This window comes from Pseudomonas sp. B16120 (assembly GCF_044218845.1).
GTDB lineage: Bacteria > Pseudomonadota > Gammaproteobacteria > Pseudomonadales > Pseudomonadaceae > Aquipseudomonas > Aquipseudomonas paracarnis.
In genome coordinates, this window is record NZ_CP162588.1 from 1,949,717 (window position 1) to 1,964,732 (window position 15,016).

Consider the following 15,016-nt stretch of genomic DNA (forward strand, 5'->3'; position numbering starts at 1 on the left):
ACGGGCCCGCGACAATGGGCAAAGCCCGGTTTAATCCAGCGCTGGCTGCACAACCGCCTCATGGGAGAACTCGCCGGCATGACGCGACACCCACTCACGGGCCATGGTTTCAAGTTGTGCAGGCGTTGGCTCGGCGTCTTCGTGCAGGCGGCAGTAACGCTCGATCTGGCACACTTGCTCGCCCATCCGTGCACCGAACAAGGCGTGTTCGTCGGTAAAGCAAATACCAATGCGATAGCCCTGTTCGACTTTGCGGCACCAGGCGACATAGCCTGGATAACGGGCGCTGGGCCCTAGGGAAGGGATATGCAGGTCTACCGCCGTGCCGGCGCGCCAGGCACGTGGCCAATTGCAGGCGACGCCGCCGCGGCCGATAGTGTGCAGGCGTTGGCGGGGAAGGGCGGGAGAGGGACGTTGGATCAACTCGACAGCGACATCATCAGGGTGAGGTAAAAAACGACCCATGTACACGGACTCCGAGCGCCGTCCAGTTGACGGCAATGGCAGCAGTATAGTGAAGGAACTGGAATTGACCGACCTGGATATTGACCAGCAATTGCTGGGATTGCCAGGTATTTCGCTGGTAGTGTTCACCAGTGTCGGTTGTGCCAGTTGCCGCTGGGCACGCCAGCAGTTGCCCAGCTGGCACTTGCCGGTGGACCGCGTGTGCTGGGTGGATGCCGGGCACAACGGCGGTGCGGTGGAACGCTACCGGATCTTTCATTTGCCGGCGTTGTTCCTGGTGTGCGAGGGTCAATTCTTTGGGCAATTACAGACACGTCTTACAGCATCCGACCTCGCCGAATGCCTAAACCAGGCGCTCAACCGAACACCAGAGGATTTGCCATGACAGCAGTTGCAGCCCCGTCGCCACGCATTGGCATTATTGGCACCGGTGCCATCGGCGGTTACTACGGACTGATGCTGGCGCGTGCCGGCTTCGATGTGCATTTCCTGTTGCGCAGCGAATATGCCGCGGTGAGCAGGCATGGCCTGCACGTCAACAGTACGGTGCATGGGCAACTGCACCTGCATCCGGTGCAGGCCTATGCCAGCGCCGCCGACATGCCGCCGTGCGACTGGCTATTGGTGGGCACCAAGTCCACCGGTAATGTGGACCTGGCGCCCACCATCGCCCAGGTGGCGGCGCCGGATGCCAAAGTGGTGCTCCTGCAAAACGGCCTCGATGTCGAAGACAGCCTGCGTGAACACCTGCCGCCGTCGCTGCATCTGTTGGGCGGCCTGTGCTACATCGGTGTGCACCGCTCGGCCCCCGGCGTGGTCGAGCATCAGGCGCTGGGCCGTGTCAACCTGGGCTATCACAGTGGCACGGCGGCCAACGATAAGGTGCAGCAACAGGCGATTGTCGAAGCCGGTGCCGGGCTGTTTCATCAAGCTGGCATCGAGTCCCAGGCCATGGCCAATGTGCATCTGGCGCGTTGGCACAAGCTGGTCTGGAACGTGCCGTTCAACGGCCTCTCTGTGTTGCTGGGCACGGGTACCACGGCCATGATGGCCGATGAGTCCAGCCGCGAGTTGATCCAGGCGCTGATGGCCGAGGTGGTGCAGGGCGCTCATGCCTGCGGGCATGAAATTCCTGCCAGTTACGCTGGGCAGATGTTCGCCATGACAGAAACCATGGACGACTACCTGCCCAGCATGTACCACGACCACCTGCACAAGCGGCCGCTGGAGCTGGCGGCCATCTATGCCCGTCCCTTGGCTGCTGCCAAAGCGGCCGGTTGCGAACTGCCACGCATGCAGGCGCTCTATCAGGCCTTGAGTTTTATTGATCGGCACAACCGCTGATTGGGGGGGACCACCATGGTGAAGGGATTGGCTGACAAACTGGTGCTGGCGATTTCCTCACGAGCGCTGTTCGACCTGAGTGACAGCCACAAGGTTTATCTGGCTGAAGGGGTCGAGGCTTACCGCAAATACCAGATCGAGCACGAGGAAGAAACCCTCGAGCCTGGCGATGCCTTCCCGCTGGTCAAGAAGCTGCTGAGCCTGAATGCCAGCCTGGGGCGTGCGCGGGTCGAGGTGGTGTTGGTGTCGCGCAACAGTGCCGATACCGGGCTGCGGGTGTTCAACTCGATCCAGCATTACGGCCTGGATATTTCCCGCGCCGCTTTCGTAGGCGGGCGTAGTCCCTATCCCTATTTGGCCGCCTTCGGTTGTCATCTGTTTCTCTCCACCCATGCCGAAGATGTGCGCAGCGCCCTCGATGCCGGGTTTGCGGCCGCGACGATTCTGTCGGGCGGCCCGCGCCGCGCTTCCAGCGAAGAGCTGCGCATCGCATTCGACGGCGATGCCGTGCTGTTCTCCGATGAGTCCGAGCGCGTCTACCAGGCCGGTGGGCTGGCAGCCTTCCAGGCCAGCGAGCGAGAGTCGGCGCGCCAGCCTTTGCACGGCGGTCCGTTCAAGGGCTTCCTGGCGGCACTGAACCTGTTGCAACGCGAGTTTGCCGATGAGGCCTGCCCGATTCGTACCGCGTTGGTCACCGCACGTTCGGCACCGTCCCATGAGCGCGTGATCCGCACCTTGCGCGAGTGGGATATCCGCCTGGACGAATCGCTGTTCCTCGGTGGCCTGGAAAAATCCGCGTTTCTGGAAGCCTTTGCCGCCGATGTGTTTTTCGATGACCAGGCCGGCCATTGCGAGAAAGCCAGGGAGGTAGTGGCCACCGGGCACGTGCCCCATGGCATCAGCAATGAGTTGAGAATCCAGACCGAGCGCTAGCTGCTAAGCTCATTCAATTCCCGCCATCCTGGCAGTCCAGGAGGTTTTATGATTCGCTCGATGCTGTTTGCCACGGACCTCGGTCTGTATGCACCCTATGTGATGCAACATGCAGTGGCGCTGGCGCGAACGTTCAAGGCTGACCTGTATGTGATCCACGTGGTCGAGCCCATTGGATTGTTCGCCGAATCGGTGTTGCAGAGCTACCTTGATGAAACCGCCTTGAGCGAATGGCAGAGCAAGGGGCTGAGCACGGTGATGGCGACGATTGAACAGCGTGTGCTGGACAGCTTTCGCGAGGAGTGGGAGGAAGGGGAGCAGGACCTGCAATGGATTCGCTCGGTCAAGGTGATCCAGGGGGATCCTTGCGAGGTGATTCTCGACCAGTTGCGAAAACTGTCCGTCGACTTACTGATCGTCGGGAGTCATAGCCAGGCAACCGGTGTGGCCGTCCCCCTTGGACGTACCGCCGCACGGGTGTTGCAGTTGTCCCCCGTGCCGGTTTACCTGGTGCCGTCGCTGCAGCGTCGGCGCAGTGACGATAGTTGATCGGCAAAAACGATAAAAAGTTCTAGATTTATCCGTCAAACCTTTAATATAGTTATATACCGTCGCTGATACCCGTGGCGTCTATCTGCTTTGAGGGATTCATATGAAGCTTCAACAACTGCGCTACATCTGGGAAGTGGCGCACCACGACCTCAACGTTTCCGCTACCGCTCAAAGCCTCTATACCTCGCAACCTGGTATCAGCAAGCAGATCCGCCTGCTCGAAGACGAGTTGGGCGTCGAAGTCTTCGCACGCAGCGGCAAACACTTGACCCGCGTCACTCCAGCTGGCGAGCGCATCATCACCACCGCCGGCGAGATCCTGCGTAAAGTCGAAAGCATCAAGCAGATCGCCCAGGAATTCTCCAACGAGAAGAAAGGCACCTTGTCGATCGCCACCACTCACACCCAGGCGCGCTATGCATTGCCGCCGGTGATCCGTGATTTCATCAAGCAATACCCGGACGTAGCCCTGCACATGCACCAGGGTTCGCCGATGCAGATTGCCGAGATGGCCGCTGACGGCACCGTCGATTTTGCCATCGCCACCGAGGCCCTGGAATTGTTCGGCGACCTGGTAATGATGCCCTGCTACCGTTGGAACCGCTGCGTGGTTGTGCCCCAGGGGCACCCTTTGGCCAAGCTGCCGAAGCTCACCCTGGAAGCCTTGGCTGAATACCCGATCGTGACCTACGTGTTCGGCTTTACCGGCCGTTCCAAGCTCGACGAAGCGTTCAGCCATCGCGGCCTCACGCCCAAGGTGGTGTTCACTGCTGCCGATGCCGACGTGATCAAGACCTACGTGCGCCTGGGCCTGGGCGTCGGGATCGTCGCCAAGATGGCGGTCGACACCAACCTCGACAAAGACCTGGTGGTGCTGGATGCCAGCGAATTGTTCGAGTCCAGCGTGACCAAGATCGGTTTCCGTCGCGGTACCTTCCTGCGCGGCTTCATGTGCGACTTCATCGAGAAGTTCGCACCGCACCTGACCCGTGAAGTGATGGCCAAGGCGATCCAGTGCCACAACAAGCAAGAGCTGGAAGAGTTGTTTGACGGCGTTGAATTGCCCGTCCACTGACCGCGATTACCCTGTAGGAGCGAGCAAGCTCGCTCCTACAGGGGTGTAGGTTATCGGGCCTCGGTCACCGTAAAGTGCTGCCGAGCGCCGGCCACCAGAATCTCTACCTCTTCATCGATACGCTTGCCCAGCAGGCCTTTGCCCAGGGGCGAGCGTGGCGTGATGACCGTCACCGGTTGCCCCACCACATCCACTTTCAAACCCGCCGCATCCGGCGCCAGGAACAGCCATTGCTGGCGACCGTCCTCGTCTTCCAGGCCCACCAGCGTGCCTATCTCTATCCCGCGTTGATCATCGTACGCACGTAGCTGCAGTTGCTGGCACAGCACCAGCGATTGCTTGATCTCCTCCACTCGTCGGGCCTGCCCGGTGGCCAGGTACGAAGCCTCCAGGCCGAGGGTGTCGTATTTGTTTTCGGCAATGTTTTCTTCGTGGGTCGCGGTTTCGTAGGCGGTCTGCGCGGCGCGTTGGACGACGTCGATGTCGACGGTGAGCTTTTCCAGGATCAGCTGGAGCACGGCGTGTTTATTCATGGCGGTATCTGGCATCAATCGCAGAATTGCAGGACATTGGCCCGCGTCTTTTCATTGGGGGCGTTCTGGTCTTGTTGCAGCCAGAACTGGCATTTGGGGTTGGACAGGTTACGCGCGTTGCTTCGGGCCTGGTCCAGGGCCTGTTGTTGTTCCTGTTTTTGCAGGTTCTGTTGGTACTGTTCGAACAGACGGTTCGGTGGCTGCGGCTCAACCATGGCCGGTTTGCCCAATTGCTGAACCGCCTGTGCCACCGGCGCCAGGCTCTGGGGGAACAGGTAGCGAGACGCCAGCCAGGCGGTCAGCGCAATGGCGATAAACCCTAGCCACACGCCGGCGGCAATCGCGATGCAGAGCTTGAACAGCGATAACGGACGGTCAGACATAAGGGCCTCCTGGCAGGCATTGACGGCATGACGGTGATTGTCGCACAGCCTCCGTGCAGAATAATCGCGATCAAGCCTTCTGCATCCACGCATTTATGCGGACAATCGAACCTTTGATCGATGGAGCCCGGAATGAAAGCCCGCTGGGATATTTTTTGCAGTGTCGTCGACAACTACGGCGACATCGGCGTGACCTGGCGCCTGGCCCGGCAGTTGGTGGTGGAGCATGGCTGTGACGTGCGCTTGTGGGTCGATGACCTGCGCGCCTTCGAACGCATGTGCCCGGACATTGATGTGCAGGTGGGCCAGCAATGGCAAGAGGGCGTCCAAGTGCGCCACTGGCCGGCCGAATGGCCAGGCGCACACCCGGCGGATGTGGTGATTGCTGCGTTCGCGTGCCAGCTACCGCCCGAGTACATGGACCGCATGGCCGAGTGTGAACGTGCGCCGTTGTGGATGAACCTGGATTACCTCAGCGCTGAAGACTGGGTGGTGGGCTGCCATCGCTTGCCTTCGGTGAAGTACAAGGGCGTGCAGAAGTACTTTTTCTTCCCCGGGTTTCGCCCTGGTACTGGCGGCCTGTTGCGCGAAGCCGGCTTGTTGGAGCGACGCCGGGCGTTTCAGCAGGACGCGGCCGCGCAACAACGGTTCCTGCAAAGCCTGGGCGTTGCTCCGACGGCCGGCGCGCGTTTGATGTCGCTGTTTGCCTATGAGAATGACGGGTTGGCCGGCTGGCTGGACGTATTGGCGGCCGATGGACGGGGGACGCACTTGCTGGTGCCGGAAGGGCGCATTCTGGGGGACGTGCAACGCTGGCTGGGGGTGAACAGCTTGTCGGCGGGAGACATCCAAGTACGTGGTGCGCTGACCGTACAGGTCATTGCATTCGTACGTCAGGAGCAATATGACCGATTGCTATGGTGCTGCGAATTTAACGCCGTACGTGGCGAAGACTCGTTCGTGCGTGCCCAGTGGGCGGGGAGGCCATTGCTGTGGCACATCTACCGCCAGGACGAAGACATCCACCTGGACAAGCTCGATGCCTTCCTGGGACTGTACACAGCCGCACTTTCACCGGCCGCCAAAGCTGCCGTCGTCACGCTCTGGCAAGCCTGGAACGCTGATGGCGATATGGCACAGTCCTGGAAAATGCTGCTGGAACATTGGCCCGAGGTCAGCCAGCACGCGCAGAACTGGTGTCTGGAACAAGGCTTGCAGGCCGATCTTGCGACGGCGCTGGTACAGTTTTATGAAAGTTGGATATGATACGCCACCTTGATTTTTGTCAATCCCATCCAAATTTCGGATATACGCAATGAAAACTGGTAAAGAACTGAAACCCGGTACAGTGATCCGTCTCGAAAACGACCCTTGGCTGGTTCAGAAAGCTGAGTTCACCAAGTCTGGTCGTAACAGCGCAATCATGAAGACCAAGCTGAAGAACCTGCTGACCGGTTACAAGACCGAAATCGTCTACAGCGCCGATGACAAACTGGACGACGTGATCCTCGACCGCAAAGAAGCGACCCTGTCCTTCATCAGCGGCGACACCTACACGTTCATGGACACCACTGACTACACCATGTACGAGCTGAACGCTGAAGATATCGAAGCCGTTCTGCCGTTCATTGAAGAAGGCATGGAAGACGTCTGCGAAGCTATCTTCTTCGAAGAGCGCCTGGTTTCCGTAGAGCTGCCGACGACCATCGTGCGTAAGGTTGCTTACACCGAAGGCTCCGCTCGCGGCGACACTTCCGGCAAGGTGATGAAGCCTGCCAAACTGAGCAACGGTACCGAACTGCAAGTGGCCGATTTCATCGAAATCGACGACCTGATCGAGATCGACACCCGTGAAGGTGGTTCGTACAAAGGCCGCGCCAAGAAGTAATTCTGGCCCCGGCTATACGAAAAAAGCCCGACCTTGAGTCGGGCTTTTTCATGGGCGTCTGTTTTTCAGACCGTTACATGCAAGCGCACCTCAACGTTGCCACGGGTGGCGTTGGAGTACGGGCACACTTGGTGCGCAGCGTCGACCAGGCTTTGCGCGTCATCCTGGGTCAGGCCCGGCAGGCTGATATGCAGGTCGATATCCAGGCCGAAGCCGCCCGGGATCTGGCCGATGCCCACGTGGGCGGTGATCGAGGCGTCATCCGGGATTTTGCGTTTGGTCTGGCTGGCCACGAACTTCAGTGCGCCGATAAAGCAAGCGGAGTAGCCGGCAGCAAACAATTGCTCTGGGTTAGTGGCCTGGCCACCGGCGCCGCCCAACTCCTTTGGAGTCGACAGTTTGACGTCGAGAATATTGTCGCTGGAAACGGCGCGACCATCACGGCCGCCAGTGGCGGTGGCTACTGCGGTATAGAGCGTTTGCATGGGGCGTTCCTTTGTGTGTTTAGCGCTAAACATTTGTGCGCTAAGTAGTTGGTGAGGTGAATGTATAGCGCTAATGTTTAGTGCGCAAGTTAATTTTTCAGCGTTGAAGAATTTAAGGGTGTCGCAGAACAAAAAGTGGGAGCTGGCTTGCCTGCGATGACGGTGTATCAGTCACTGCATGGTTGACTGATGAATCGCAATCGCAGGCAAGCCAGCTCCCACTTTTGAGTATGTTTAGTGCTGGGGCCTAGCGTGTCAGATGCTGGTTTGCAGATTGGCGCGCAACGCGATCAGGTCGCCTTGCAGCTTGCGCAATTGCTCCAGCGCCATCCCGCTGGCGCCCAGGATGCATTGCGGAACATCCTTGGCCTTCTCCTGCAAGGCGCGCCCGGCGTCGGTCAGTTTCACCACCACCACCCGCTCGTCTTCGCGGCTGCGCGTGCGGCTGAGCAGGCCCTCGGCTTCCAGGCGCTTGAGCAGTGGCGTCATGGAGCCTGGGTCCGTCAGCAGGCGGCTGCTGATTTCACTGACGGTCAACTCATCCTCTTCCCACAGCACCATCATGGCCAGGTACTGCGGGTAGGTCAGGCCGATGGCCTGGAGCAGGGGCTTATAGACCTTGGTCATTAGCAGTGAGGTGGAGTGCAGGGCGAAGCACAGCTGGTTGTCCAGCAACAGCGATTCGCAAGGATCAGGGTTTTTGCTCATGGTGGCGTCTCGAAAAAGCATGTCTGGGCTGGAATCTAGCGGGCAAATCTTTAATGCGCCAGGTAATTCTTGCCGTAGGCGTCAGACCAAGCCACTTTGCAATGCCAGATCCCAGGGCGGCACCGGGCTGAAACGGGATTTGAGGTATTCAAGCAACAATCGGCTGCGTGCATTGGGCTGTTGCTCCAGGCGCAGCGCATAAATGCCGGCGGTTTCTGGGCTGGGCAAACCGTCTTCACAAAACAGCGGCAACAGTTCGCCGCGCACCAGGTATTCACTGGCCAACCAGGTCGGCAAGTGAGCGATGCCCAGCCCGGCCAGTGCGCCCGAGAGCAGGGCTTCGGCGTTGTTGGCACTCATGCGGATGCGTCGCGGGCGATAGGTGGTGCGGCGCCCGTCCAGTTCGAAGCGCCAGGCGAACATTGGCGCCAGCCCGTCCCAGTCCAGGCCGTCATGTTCACTCAGCTCTCGAGGATGGGCCGGCGTGCCACGGCTTTTCAGGTACGCGGGGCTGGCACAGGCGATACGCACGATACTCGCCAACGGCGTAGCGACCAGCCGGGTGTCGACAATATGCCCTGCGCGCAGAACCAGGTCGACCTTGCCCAGATGCGCGCCCTGCATATCGACAAAGCTGTCGATCAAGTGCAGGTGCACGTCCAGGCCTGGATACAGGCTCAAAAAATCCGCAATGACCGGCGCCAGGTGCCGGCGGCCGAATGCTGCGGGCGCATCGACCCGGATCAACCCCTCCGGCGCATGGCTCAGCGAGACCGCCTCTGCCCGTGCCAGCTGCAACTCGCTGACAATCCGTCGCGCCCGCTCGGCAAAGGCCAGGCCTGCGGAGGTGGGCACCACCGCATGGGTGCTGCGTTGGAACAGGCGGCTACCCACGGAGCTTTCCAGGCTGTCGATGCGCCGGGCCACGGCTGAAGGTGTCAGCGGATGGAGGCGCGCGGCGGCGGAAAAACTGCCGGCTTCCATTACGTCGAGAAACAGGCTCAGCTGGTCGGTCAAGGTGTTGGGGTTCATAGCTCAGCGCTTATGCGAGATTGGCACAGCCATTGTGCGTTGCTGTGCGTTTCCGCGCCAGAGCCGACTGCGTAGCATGCCAAGCATGAAATTGCGGAGTACCGAGCGGTGTGGGATTTAGTGATGTACCTGGCATTGGGTGCGGCGTTGGGCACTGTAGGTGGGCTGTTTGGCATTGGTGGTGGGCTGATTGCCATCCCGGTGCTGGGCGTGTTGTTCGGCCTGGATCAGCAGATTGCCCAAGGCACCGCCTTGGTGATGGTCGTGCCGAATGTGATGCTTGCGCTGTGGCGCTATCATCAGCGTAACCGCATCGAGTTGCGTCACGCTTTACCCCTGGGTGTGACCGGCTTTTGCTTTGCCTGGCTGGGATCGATCTGGGCGGTGGGCCTGGATGCGGGCGCCATGCGCATCGGTTTTATTGCGTTCTTGGTGGCGTTGTCTGCCTACAACCTGCTGCGCATGTTCACTCGCAATGCGCCGCCCACCGCACAAATGCGTTATTCCTGGCCCTGGCTTGGCGTCTTGGGCGCGGCATCCGGTTCCATGGGCGGGCTGTTCGGGGTCGGCGGCGCGGTGGTCGCCACGCCGGTACTCACCAGTGTCTTCGGCACTACTCAAGTGGTCGCCCAAGGCTTGTCGTTGGCCTTGGCGTTGCCCAGCACCGGTGTGACCCTGGTCACCTATGCCTGGCACCACGAGGTGGACTGGATGATCGGCCTGCCACTGGCGGTGGGGGGCCTGCTGAGTATCAGTTGGGGCGTGAAAGTGGCGCATGCCTTGCCGGAACGTCTGTTGCGCGGCCTCTTCTGTGGCTTCTTGGTGGTGTGCGCGGTGATGCTGACCTTTAAAGTTTGAAGCCTTCGACGATGTAGTCCGCCAGGCATTCGGTGATCGGCGAGGTCATCTGCGGGTTACGCAGCAAGCGCAGGTTCATCGACGGTAAAGGCGGGAAGCCTTCGTCGCTGCCGAGCACTCGCAGGTCGTCGGTGACCAGGCTTTCCATGCTGACCATCGCCGCCAGGCCTGCACTGACCACTGCCAGGATCGCTGCTCCGTTAGAGCTGTGATAGGCCAGGCGATAATCTCGCCCGGCCGCCTCCAGTGCGGCCCGTGCCCAATGGGTGTACAGGCACTCGTCGCCGGACACCGCCAGGGGCAGGGCATCGTGCTCCTCCACACAAAAGCACGGTGATGCTGCCCACACCATGCGCTCGGTACGCAATAACTCACCCAGATCATTGCCGGGCTCGCGGCTGATTACGGTCAACGCCAGGTCCCGCCGTTGCATCAATACGGTCGATGCTTCGCAGTGCATTTCGATCTGGATCAGTGGGTAGGCTTTGGAAAATTGCTTGAGGATGCCTGGCAGAAAGCGCATCACGTAGTCATCCGGCGTTCCGATACGCACCAACCCCACCATATGCGGCTCGCGCAGGGTATTGAACACTTCGCTGTGCAATTTCAGGATGCGCCGCGCATAACCCAACAGCACCTGGCCTTCGGGCGTGAGCCGTACCTGGCGGCCATCGCGCTCGAACAGTTTGCGCTGCAACACGTCTTCTTCCAGGCGCTTCATCTGCATGCTCACCGCCGATTGAGTGCGGTTGACCTGCTCGCCGGCGCGGGTGAAACCGCCCTGGTCGGCAATGGCGACGAAGGTGCGCAGCACATCAGTGTCGATGCTGGGATAGGCGGACAATTGATCAATCTCCGAGATGTAATGCATAAGAAACATTCGTTGGATTGATCATAATGCTCGGCACACACTGTCGTCATCCCCACTGGAGGGCGAGAAGATGAAAGGTCAAAAAGGTTTCATATCGACGGATAAATGGCCGTTTGCCGGGCTGTTTCACACATTCGCGCGTTGGCAGCTGTTGCATCAGGAGCGTCAGATGCTGGCGACCCTGAGCGATGACGCCCTCAAGGACATCGGGCTCAATCGCGCCGACGTCGCGCAGGAAAGCCATCGGCATTTCTGGGAAGACCCGCTGCGAAAATAAGCGCGGATGCAGTAGGGTAGGGGGCGAGCTTCTATGGAGATTGCCATGCCCGCCGACCTGTGTTTTTCACTCAAGCAAGCTCGACGCATGGCGCTGGCTGCCCAGGGATTTTCCGGGCGCCAGGCGCCTGCACAGATAAAGGCTGCGCACCTCAACCGCTTGATCGAACGCCTGGGCGTTTTACAGATCGACTCGGTCAATGCGCTGGTGCGTTCCCACTACCTGCCCGTGTTTTCCCGCCTTGGTTCTTATTCCCCATCGATTCTTGAACAGGCGGCCTGGAGCCAGGGGCGGCGGCGTTCTCTGTTTGAATACTGGGGGCATGAGGCGTCACTGCTGCCCTTGGCGCTGTACCCGTTGATGGGTTGGCGCATGGAGCGCGCCCGGCAAGGGCGGGGGATTTATGCGCAAATGGCACGTTTTGGCCGTGAACAGCAGGCGACGATCCAACGCGTGTTGCGCACCGTCGAACAGCAGGGCGCCTTGGGGGCGGGTAGCTTGTCGACCCGCGAGGAGCGTGCCGGACCCTGGTGGGATTGGAGTGATGAAAAGCACGCGCTGGAATGGCTGTTCGCCGCTGGCCTGGTCACGGTTGCCGGTCGTCGAGGGTTTGAGCGGCTTTATGATCTGCCCGAGCGTGTTATTCCCGCAGAGGTGCTCAGGGTCTCCATGAGTGAAGGTGAAGCGCAGCGTGGCTTGCTGTTGCACAGTGCGACTGCATTGGGTGTCGCCACCGAAAAAGACCTGCGCGATTATTTCCGCCTCGACCCCGCCGACAGCCGCAACCGCTTGGCCGAGCTGGTTGAGGATGGGCAACTGCTGGCGTGCCAGGTGCGGGGCTGGAAACAACCAGCGTATTGCCTGGCGGCGCCCAAACTGCCGCGCAACGTGCCGGCCAGTGCATTGTTGTCGCCGTTCGATTCGCTGATATGGGAGCGCAGCCGCACCGAGCGCTTGTTCGACTTTCGCTATCGCCTGGAGATCTACACGCCGCAAGAAAGACGCGTGTACGGCTATTACGTCCTGCCGTTTCTCCACAACGAACGCATTGCCGCACGCGTCGACCTGCGGGCCGAGCGTGCCCATGGGCGCCTGGCCGTGCATGCCGTGCACGAGGAAGAACCTGGGCTGGATGAGGAAGGTATGTTGGCGCTGGCCTTGAACCTGCGAAAGATGGCCGACTGGCTAGGGCTGGAACAGATCCAGCTCAATTGCCAGCGGCCCAGTGCTGCTCGGTTAAGGGCAGCGATGCCGAACCGGGATACCAACCTTTAAACCTCTATCGCGGGCAAGCCCGGCTCCCACAGAGAAACGCGTTCAAATGTGGGAGCCGGGCTTGCCCGCGATGGCGTCATCCCCGTCGCTAAAACGTCAGCGCTTTACCTGTTTCAAGGTCTCTGCAATCAGAAACGCCAACTCCAGCGATTGATCGGCATTCATCCGTGGGTCGCAATGGGTGTGATAACGGTCCGACAGGCCATCTTCGGTGATCGGCCGTGCGCCGCCGATGCATTCGGTGACGTTCTGCCCGGTCATCTCGATATGGATCCCGCCAGCATAGGTGCCTTCTGCCTGGTGCACTTGGAAGAAATCCTTCACTTCGCCAAGGATCTGCGCAAAGTCGCGGGTCTTGTAGCCGCTGCTGGCCTTGATGGTATTGCCGTGCATCGGGTCGCAGCTCCACAGCACTTGCTTGCCCTCGCGCTGCACGGCGCGGATCAGGTTGGGCAAATGGTCGCCGACCTTGCCTGCCCCCATACGGGCGATGAGGTTGAGGCGGCCAGGGTCGTTATCCGGGTTGAGGATGTCGATCAGGCGGGTCAGGTCGTCCGGGTTCATGCTAGGTCCGACTTTCACGCCGATCGGGTTGTTCACTCCGCGCAGGAACTCGACATGGGCGCCGTCCAACTGACGGGTGCGGTCGCCGATCCACAACATATGCGCCGAGCAGTCGTAGTAGTCGTTGGTCAGGCTATCGCGGCGCACGAAGGCCTGTTCATAGTTGAGCAGCAATGCTTCGTGGGCGGTGAAGAAGCTGGTTTCGCGCAATTGCGGCGAGCTGTCCATGCCACAAGCGCGCATGAAGGCCAGGGTTTCGTCGATGCGGTCGGCCAGTTGGCTGTACTTCTCGGCGAGCGCGGAGTTGGCGATGAAATCCAGGTTCCACTTGTGCACCTGGTGCAGGTCAGCGAAACCGCCCTGGGCAAAGGCGCGCAGCAGGTTGAGGGTGGCGGTGGACTGGTGGTAGGACTGCAACAGGCGGTCCGGATCTGGCACGCGGCTTTTTTCGTCGAAGCCGATGCCGTTGACGATATCGCCCCGGTAGGCGGGGAGGGTGATGCCGTCGATGGTTTCATCGTTGGCCGAGCGTGGCTTGGCGAACTGGCCGGCCATGCGCCCGACTTTCACCACCGGGCAACCGGCAGCGAAGGTCATGACAATGGCCATCTGCAGCAGCACCTTGAAGGTGTCGCGAATCTTCGCGGCGGAAAACTCGGCAAAGCTCTCGGCGCAATCACCGCCTTGCAGCAGGAACGCACGACCTTGGGTCACTTCGGCAAACTGACGGCGCAATTCGCGAGCTTCCCCGGCAAACACCAGGGGCGGGTAGCTCGCCAGGCTCTGCTCCACTTGCAGCAAGTGTGCAGCGTCCGGGTATTGGGGTTGCTGCTGGATCGGCAGGGCTCGCCAGCTATCGGGGCTCCAGGGTTGGCTCATCATGAACTCGTTTGCGGGTGGATGTTCGGGCGTCAATGTTAGCAGCAATTAGTGCGTGACCTGTTGCTGCCGCTTGGCCGACAATCGCGCCTTTGCCGTGCAGCAGACCCTTTTAGGAGTAGTGATGAGCGAGGAGCGTGTCGAGCACCTGCTGGCCGAAGTCCATGATGAATTCGGCATGATCCGTGTGCTTGAAGTGGCTGATTACCGCTTTCTCGAATTTGGCGACGCCATCGAGCAAAGCTGTGTGTTCACTGCTGACCCGAGCTGGCTGGAGTACGACTACACCCGCGCCATGCTGATCGGCGCGTTGTGCCATGAACAGCCGGAGAGTGCATTGTTTCTCGGCCTGGGCGCGGGCACATTGACCCAGGCGTGCCTCAAGTTCCTGGCGCTGGAAGATGTCGAAGCCATTGAGCTGCGCCCTGATGTGCCGCGGCTGGCCATCGAATATCTGGGGCTGGATGACGACCCGCGCTTGTACATCCGCATTGGCGACGCGTTGCAATTGCTCGACAGTGCCGAATCGGCCGATCTGATTTTCGTCGACCTCTACACCGATGTCGGCCCGGGCGTGGGGCATCTGGCCTGGACCTTCCTGGAAAACTGTCAGAAGAAACTCAACCCCGGCGGCTGGCTGGTGATCAACCAATGGGCCACCGATGATGGCAAGCCGTTGGGGGCGGCGTTGTTGCGTGGGTTGTACCACCGGCATTACTGGGAGCTGCCGGTGAAGGAGGGCAATGTGATTCTGTTGGTGCCTTCGGAGCTGGATCAGGTGCTGGACCTGGAGGCGCTGTCAGCCCGCGCCGAAGCTTTGGCGCCGCGCTTGGGGTACTCGTTGCAGCCGTTGATCAAGGCGATTCGGCCGGCAACTTAGTTGCCAGTTCGGAC

At 60.3% G+C, this 15,016-nt stretch carries 19 protein-coding genes; 11 read left to right on the plus strand and 8 right to left on the minus strand.

What is annotated here, in order from left to right; translation table 11 throughout:
• Positions 1 to 30: 30 nt before the first annotated feature.
• The gene (locus AB4P90_RS09285; protein ID WP_014717660.1) at positions 31 to 465 is read right to left on the minus strand and encodes a pilus assembly protein PilZ; all 435 of its coding nucleotides are present in this window, start codon (positions 463 to 465) and stop codon (positions 31 to 33) included.
• Here AB4P90_RS09285 and AB4P90_RS09290 point away from each other — a divergent pair.
• The 5 genes from AB4P90_RS09290 (at position 464) to cysB (ending at position 4,369) form a co-directional block, all read left to right on the plus strand.
• Positions 464 to 850 (plus strand): hypothetical protein, encoded by a 387-nt coding sequence (locus AB4P90_RS09290; RefSeq protein WP_014717661.1) that lies wholly within the window; start codon positions 464 to 466, stop codon positions 848 to 850. The two genes, AB4P90_RS09285 and AB4P90_RS09290, sit on opposite strands and share 2 nt — an antisense overlap.
• Positions 847 to 1,809, plus strand: a complete 963-nt coding sequence (locus tag AB4P90_RS09295; protein ID WP_395605832.1) for a putative 2-dehydropantoate 2-reductase — start codon at positions 847 to 849, stop codon at positions 1,807 to 1,809. Before AB4P90_RS09290 ends, AB4P90_RS09295 begins: the two co-directional genes overlap by 4 nt.
• Before the next feature lie 15 nt (positions 1,810 to 1,824).
• Entirely contained in the window at positions 1,825 to 2,742 is a 918-nt protein-coding gene (locus tag AB4P90_RS09300) for a 5'-nucleotidase (protein WP_019820334.1), read from the plus strand.
• Positions 2,743 to 2,790: 48 nt separating this feature from the next.
• Complete coding sequence (locus AB4P90_RS09305) at positions 2,791 to 3,291, plus strand: universal stress protein (protein ID WP_371359795.1); 501 nt, start codon at positions 2,791 to 2,793, stop codon at positions 3,289 to 3,291.
• 103 nt (positions 3,292 to 3,394) lie between these two features.
• A complete protein-coding gene (gene cysB / locus AB4P90_RS09310) occupies positions 3,395 to 4,369 on the plus strand; it encodes an HTH-type transcriptional regulator CysB (protein WP_003189876.1) in 975 nt (324 codons plus the stop codon).
• Positions 4,370 to 4,419: 50 nt separating this feature from the next.
• On the opposite strand, the gene AB4P90_RS09315 is transcribed toward cysB, so the two are convergent.
• Positions 4,420 to 4,902: a GreA/GreB family elongation factor gene (locus AB4P90_RS09315; RefSeq protein WP_014717665.1), complete on the minus strand. Its 483-nt coding sequence runs from the start codon at positions 4,900 to 4,902 to the stop codon at positions 4,420 to 4,422.
• Between the two features lie 14 nt (positions 4,903 to 4,916).
• Positions 4,917 to 5,285: a hypothetical protein gene (locus AB4P90_RS09320; RefSeq protein WP_038449530.1), complete on the minus strand. Its 369-nt coding sequence runs from the start codon at positions 5,283 to 5,285 to the stop codon at positions 4,917 to 4,919.
• 132 nt (positions 5,286 to 5,417) lie between these two features.
• Between AB4P90_RS09320 and earP the strand changes: the two genes are divergently transcribed.
• Positions 5,418 to 6,551 carry an elongation factor P maturation arginine rhamnosyltransferase EarP gene (earP, locus tag AB4P90_RS09325; RefSeq protein WP_395605833.1) on the plus strand — a complete coding sequence of 378 codons (1,134 nt, stop codon included), beginning with the start codon at positions 5,418 to 5,420 and terminating at the stop codon, positions 6,549 to 6,551.
• A 49-nt stretch (positions 6,552 to 6,600) separates the two neighbouring features.
• Positions 6,601 to 7,173 (plus strand): elongation factor P, encoded by a 573-nt coding sequence (locus tag AB4P90_RS09330; protein WP_003172723.1) that lies wholly within the window; start codon positions 6,601 to 6,603, stop codon positions 7,171 to 7,173.
• 65 nt (positions 7,174 to 7,238) lie between these two features.
• On the opposite strand, the gene AB4P90_RS09335 is transcribed toward AB4P90_RS09330, so the two are convergent.
• The 3 genes from AB4P90_RS09335 to AB4P90_RS09345 all read right to left on the minus strand — a co-directional run bounded on the left by AB4P90_RS09335 (position 7,239) and on the right by AB4P90_RS09345 (position 9,398).
• Entirely contained in the window at positions 7,239 to 7,658 is a 420-nt protein-coding gene (locus tag AB4P90_RS09335) for an organic hydroperoxide resistance protein (protein ID WP_395605834.1), read from the minus strand.
• 255 nt (positions 7,659 to 7,913) lie between these two features.
• A complete protein-coding gene (locus AB4P90_RS09340; protein WP_020302801.1) occupies positions 7,914 to 8,366 on the minus strand; it encodes a MarR family winged helix-turn-helix transcriptional regulator in 453 nt (150 codons plus the stop codon).
• Positions 8,367 to 8,447: 81 nt separating this feature from the next.
• Positions 8,448 to 9,398 carry a LysR family transcriptional regulator gene (locus AB4P90_RS09345; protein WP_014717670.1) on the minus strand — a complete coding sequence of 317 codons (951 nt, stop codon included), beginning with the start codon at positions 9,396 to 9,398 and terminating at the stop codon, positions 8,448 to 8,450.
• Positions 9,399 to 9,506: 108 nt separating this feature from the next.
• Here AB4P90_RS09345 and AB4P90_RS09350 point away from each other — a divergent pair, with 108 nt between their 5' ends.
• Complete coding sequence (locus tag AB4P90_RS09350) at positions 9,507 to 10,256, plus strand: sulfite exporter TauE/SafE family protein (protein ID WP_014717671.1); 750 nt, start codon at positions 9,507 to 9,509, stop codon at positions 10,254 to 10,256.
• Here AB4P90_RS09350 and AB4P90_RS09355 read toward each other — a convergent pair.
• Positions 10,246 to 11,127: a LysR family transcriptional regulator gene (locus AB4P90_RS09355; RefSeq protein ID WP_014717672.1), complete on the minus strand. Its 882-nt coding sequence runs from the start codon at positions 11,125 to 11,127 to the stop codon at positions 10,246 to 10,248. The two genes, AB4P90_RS09350 and AB4P90_RS09355, sit on opposite strands and share 11 nt — an antisense overlap.
• Before the next feature lie 70 nt (positions 11,128 to 11,197).
• Here AB4P90_RS09355 and AB4P90_RS09360 point away from each other — a divergent pair, with 70 nt between their 5' ends.
• Together AB4P90_RS09360 and AB4P90_RS09365 are read left to right on the plus strand one after the other, a co-directional pair.
• Complete coding sequence (locus AB4P90_RS09360) at positions 11,198 to 11,404, plus strand: DUF1127 domain-containing protein (protein WP_014717673.1); 207 nt, start codon at positions 11,198 to 11,200, stop codon at positions 11,402 to 11,404.
• A gap of 45 nt (positions 11,405 to 11,449) precedes the next feature.
• Positions 11,450 to 12,679, plus strand: a complete 1,230-nt coding sequence (locus AB4P90_RS09365; protein ID WP_191949249.1) for a winged helix-turn-helix domain-containing protein — start codon at positions 11,450 to 11,452, stop codon at positions 12,677 to 12,679.
• Between the two features lie 96 nt (positions 12,680 to 12,775).
• Here AB4P90_RS09365 and AB4P90_RS09370 read toward each other — a convergent pair whose 3' ends face one another.
• Positions 12,776 to 14,122, minus strand: a complete 1,347-nt coding sequence (locus AB4P90_RS09370; protein WP_019820346.1) for a class II 3-deoxy-7-phosphoheptulonate synthase — start codon at positions 14,120 to 14,122, stop codon at positions 12,776 to 12,778.
• 124 nt (positions 14,123 to 14,246) lie between these two features.
• On the opposite strand from AB4P90_RS09370, the gene AB4P90_RS09375 reads away from it, so the two are divergent.
• Complete coding sequence (locus AB4P90_RS09375; protein WP_014717675.1) at positions 14,247 to 15,002, plus strand: spermidine synthase; 756 nt, start codon at positions 14,247 to 14,249, stop codon at positions 15,000 to 15,002.
• The last annotated feature ends 14 nt before the right edge of the window (positions 15,003 to 15,016 follow it).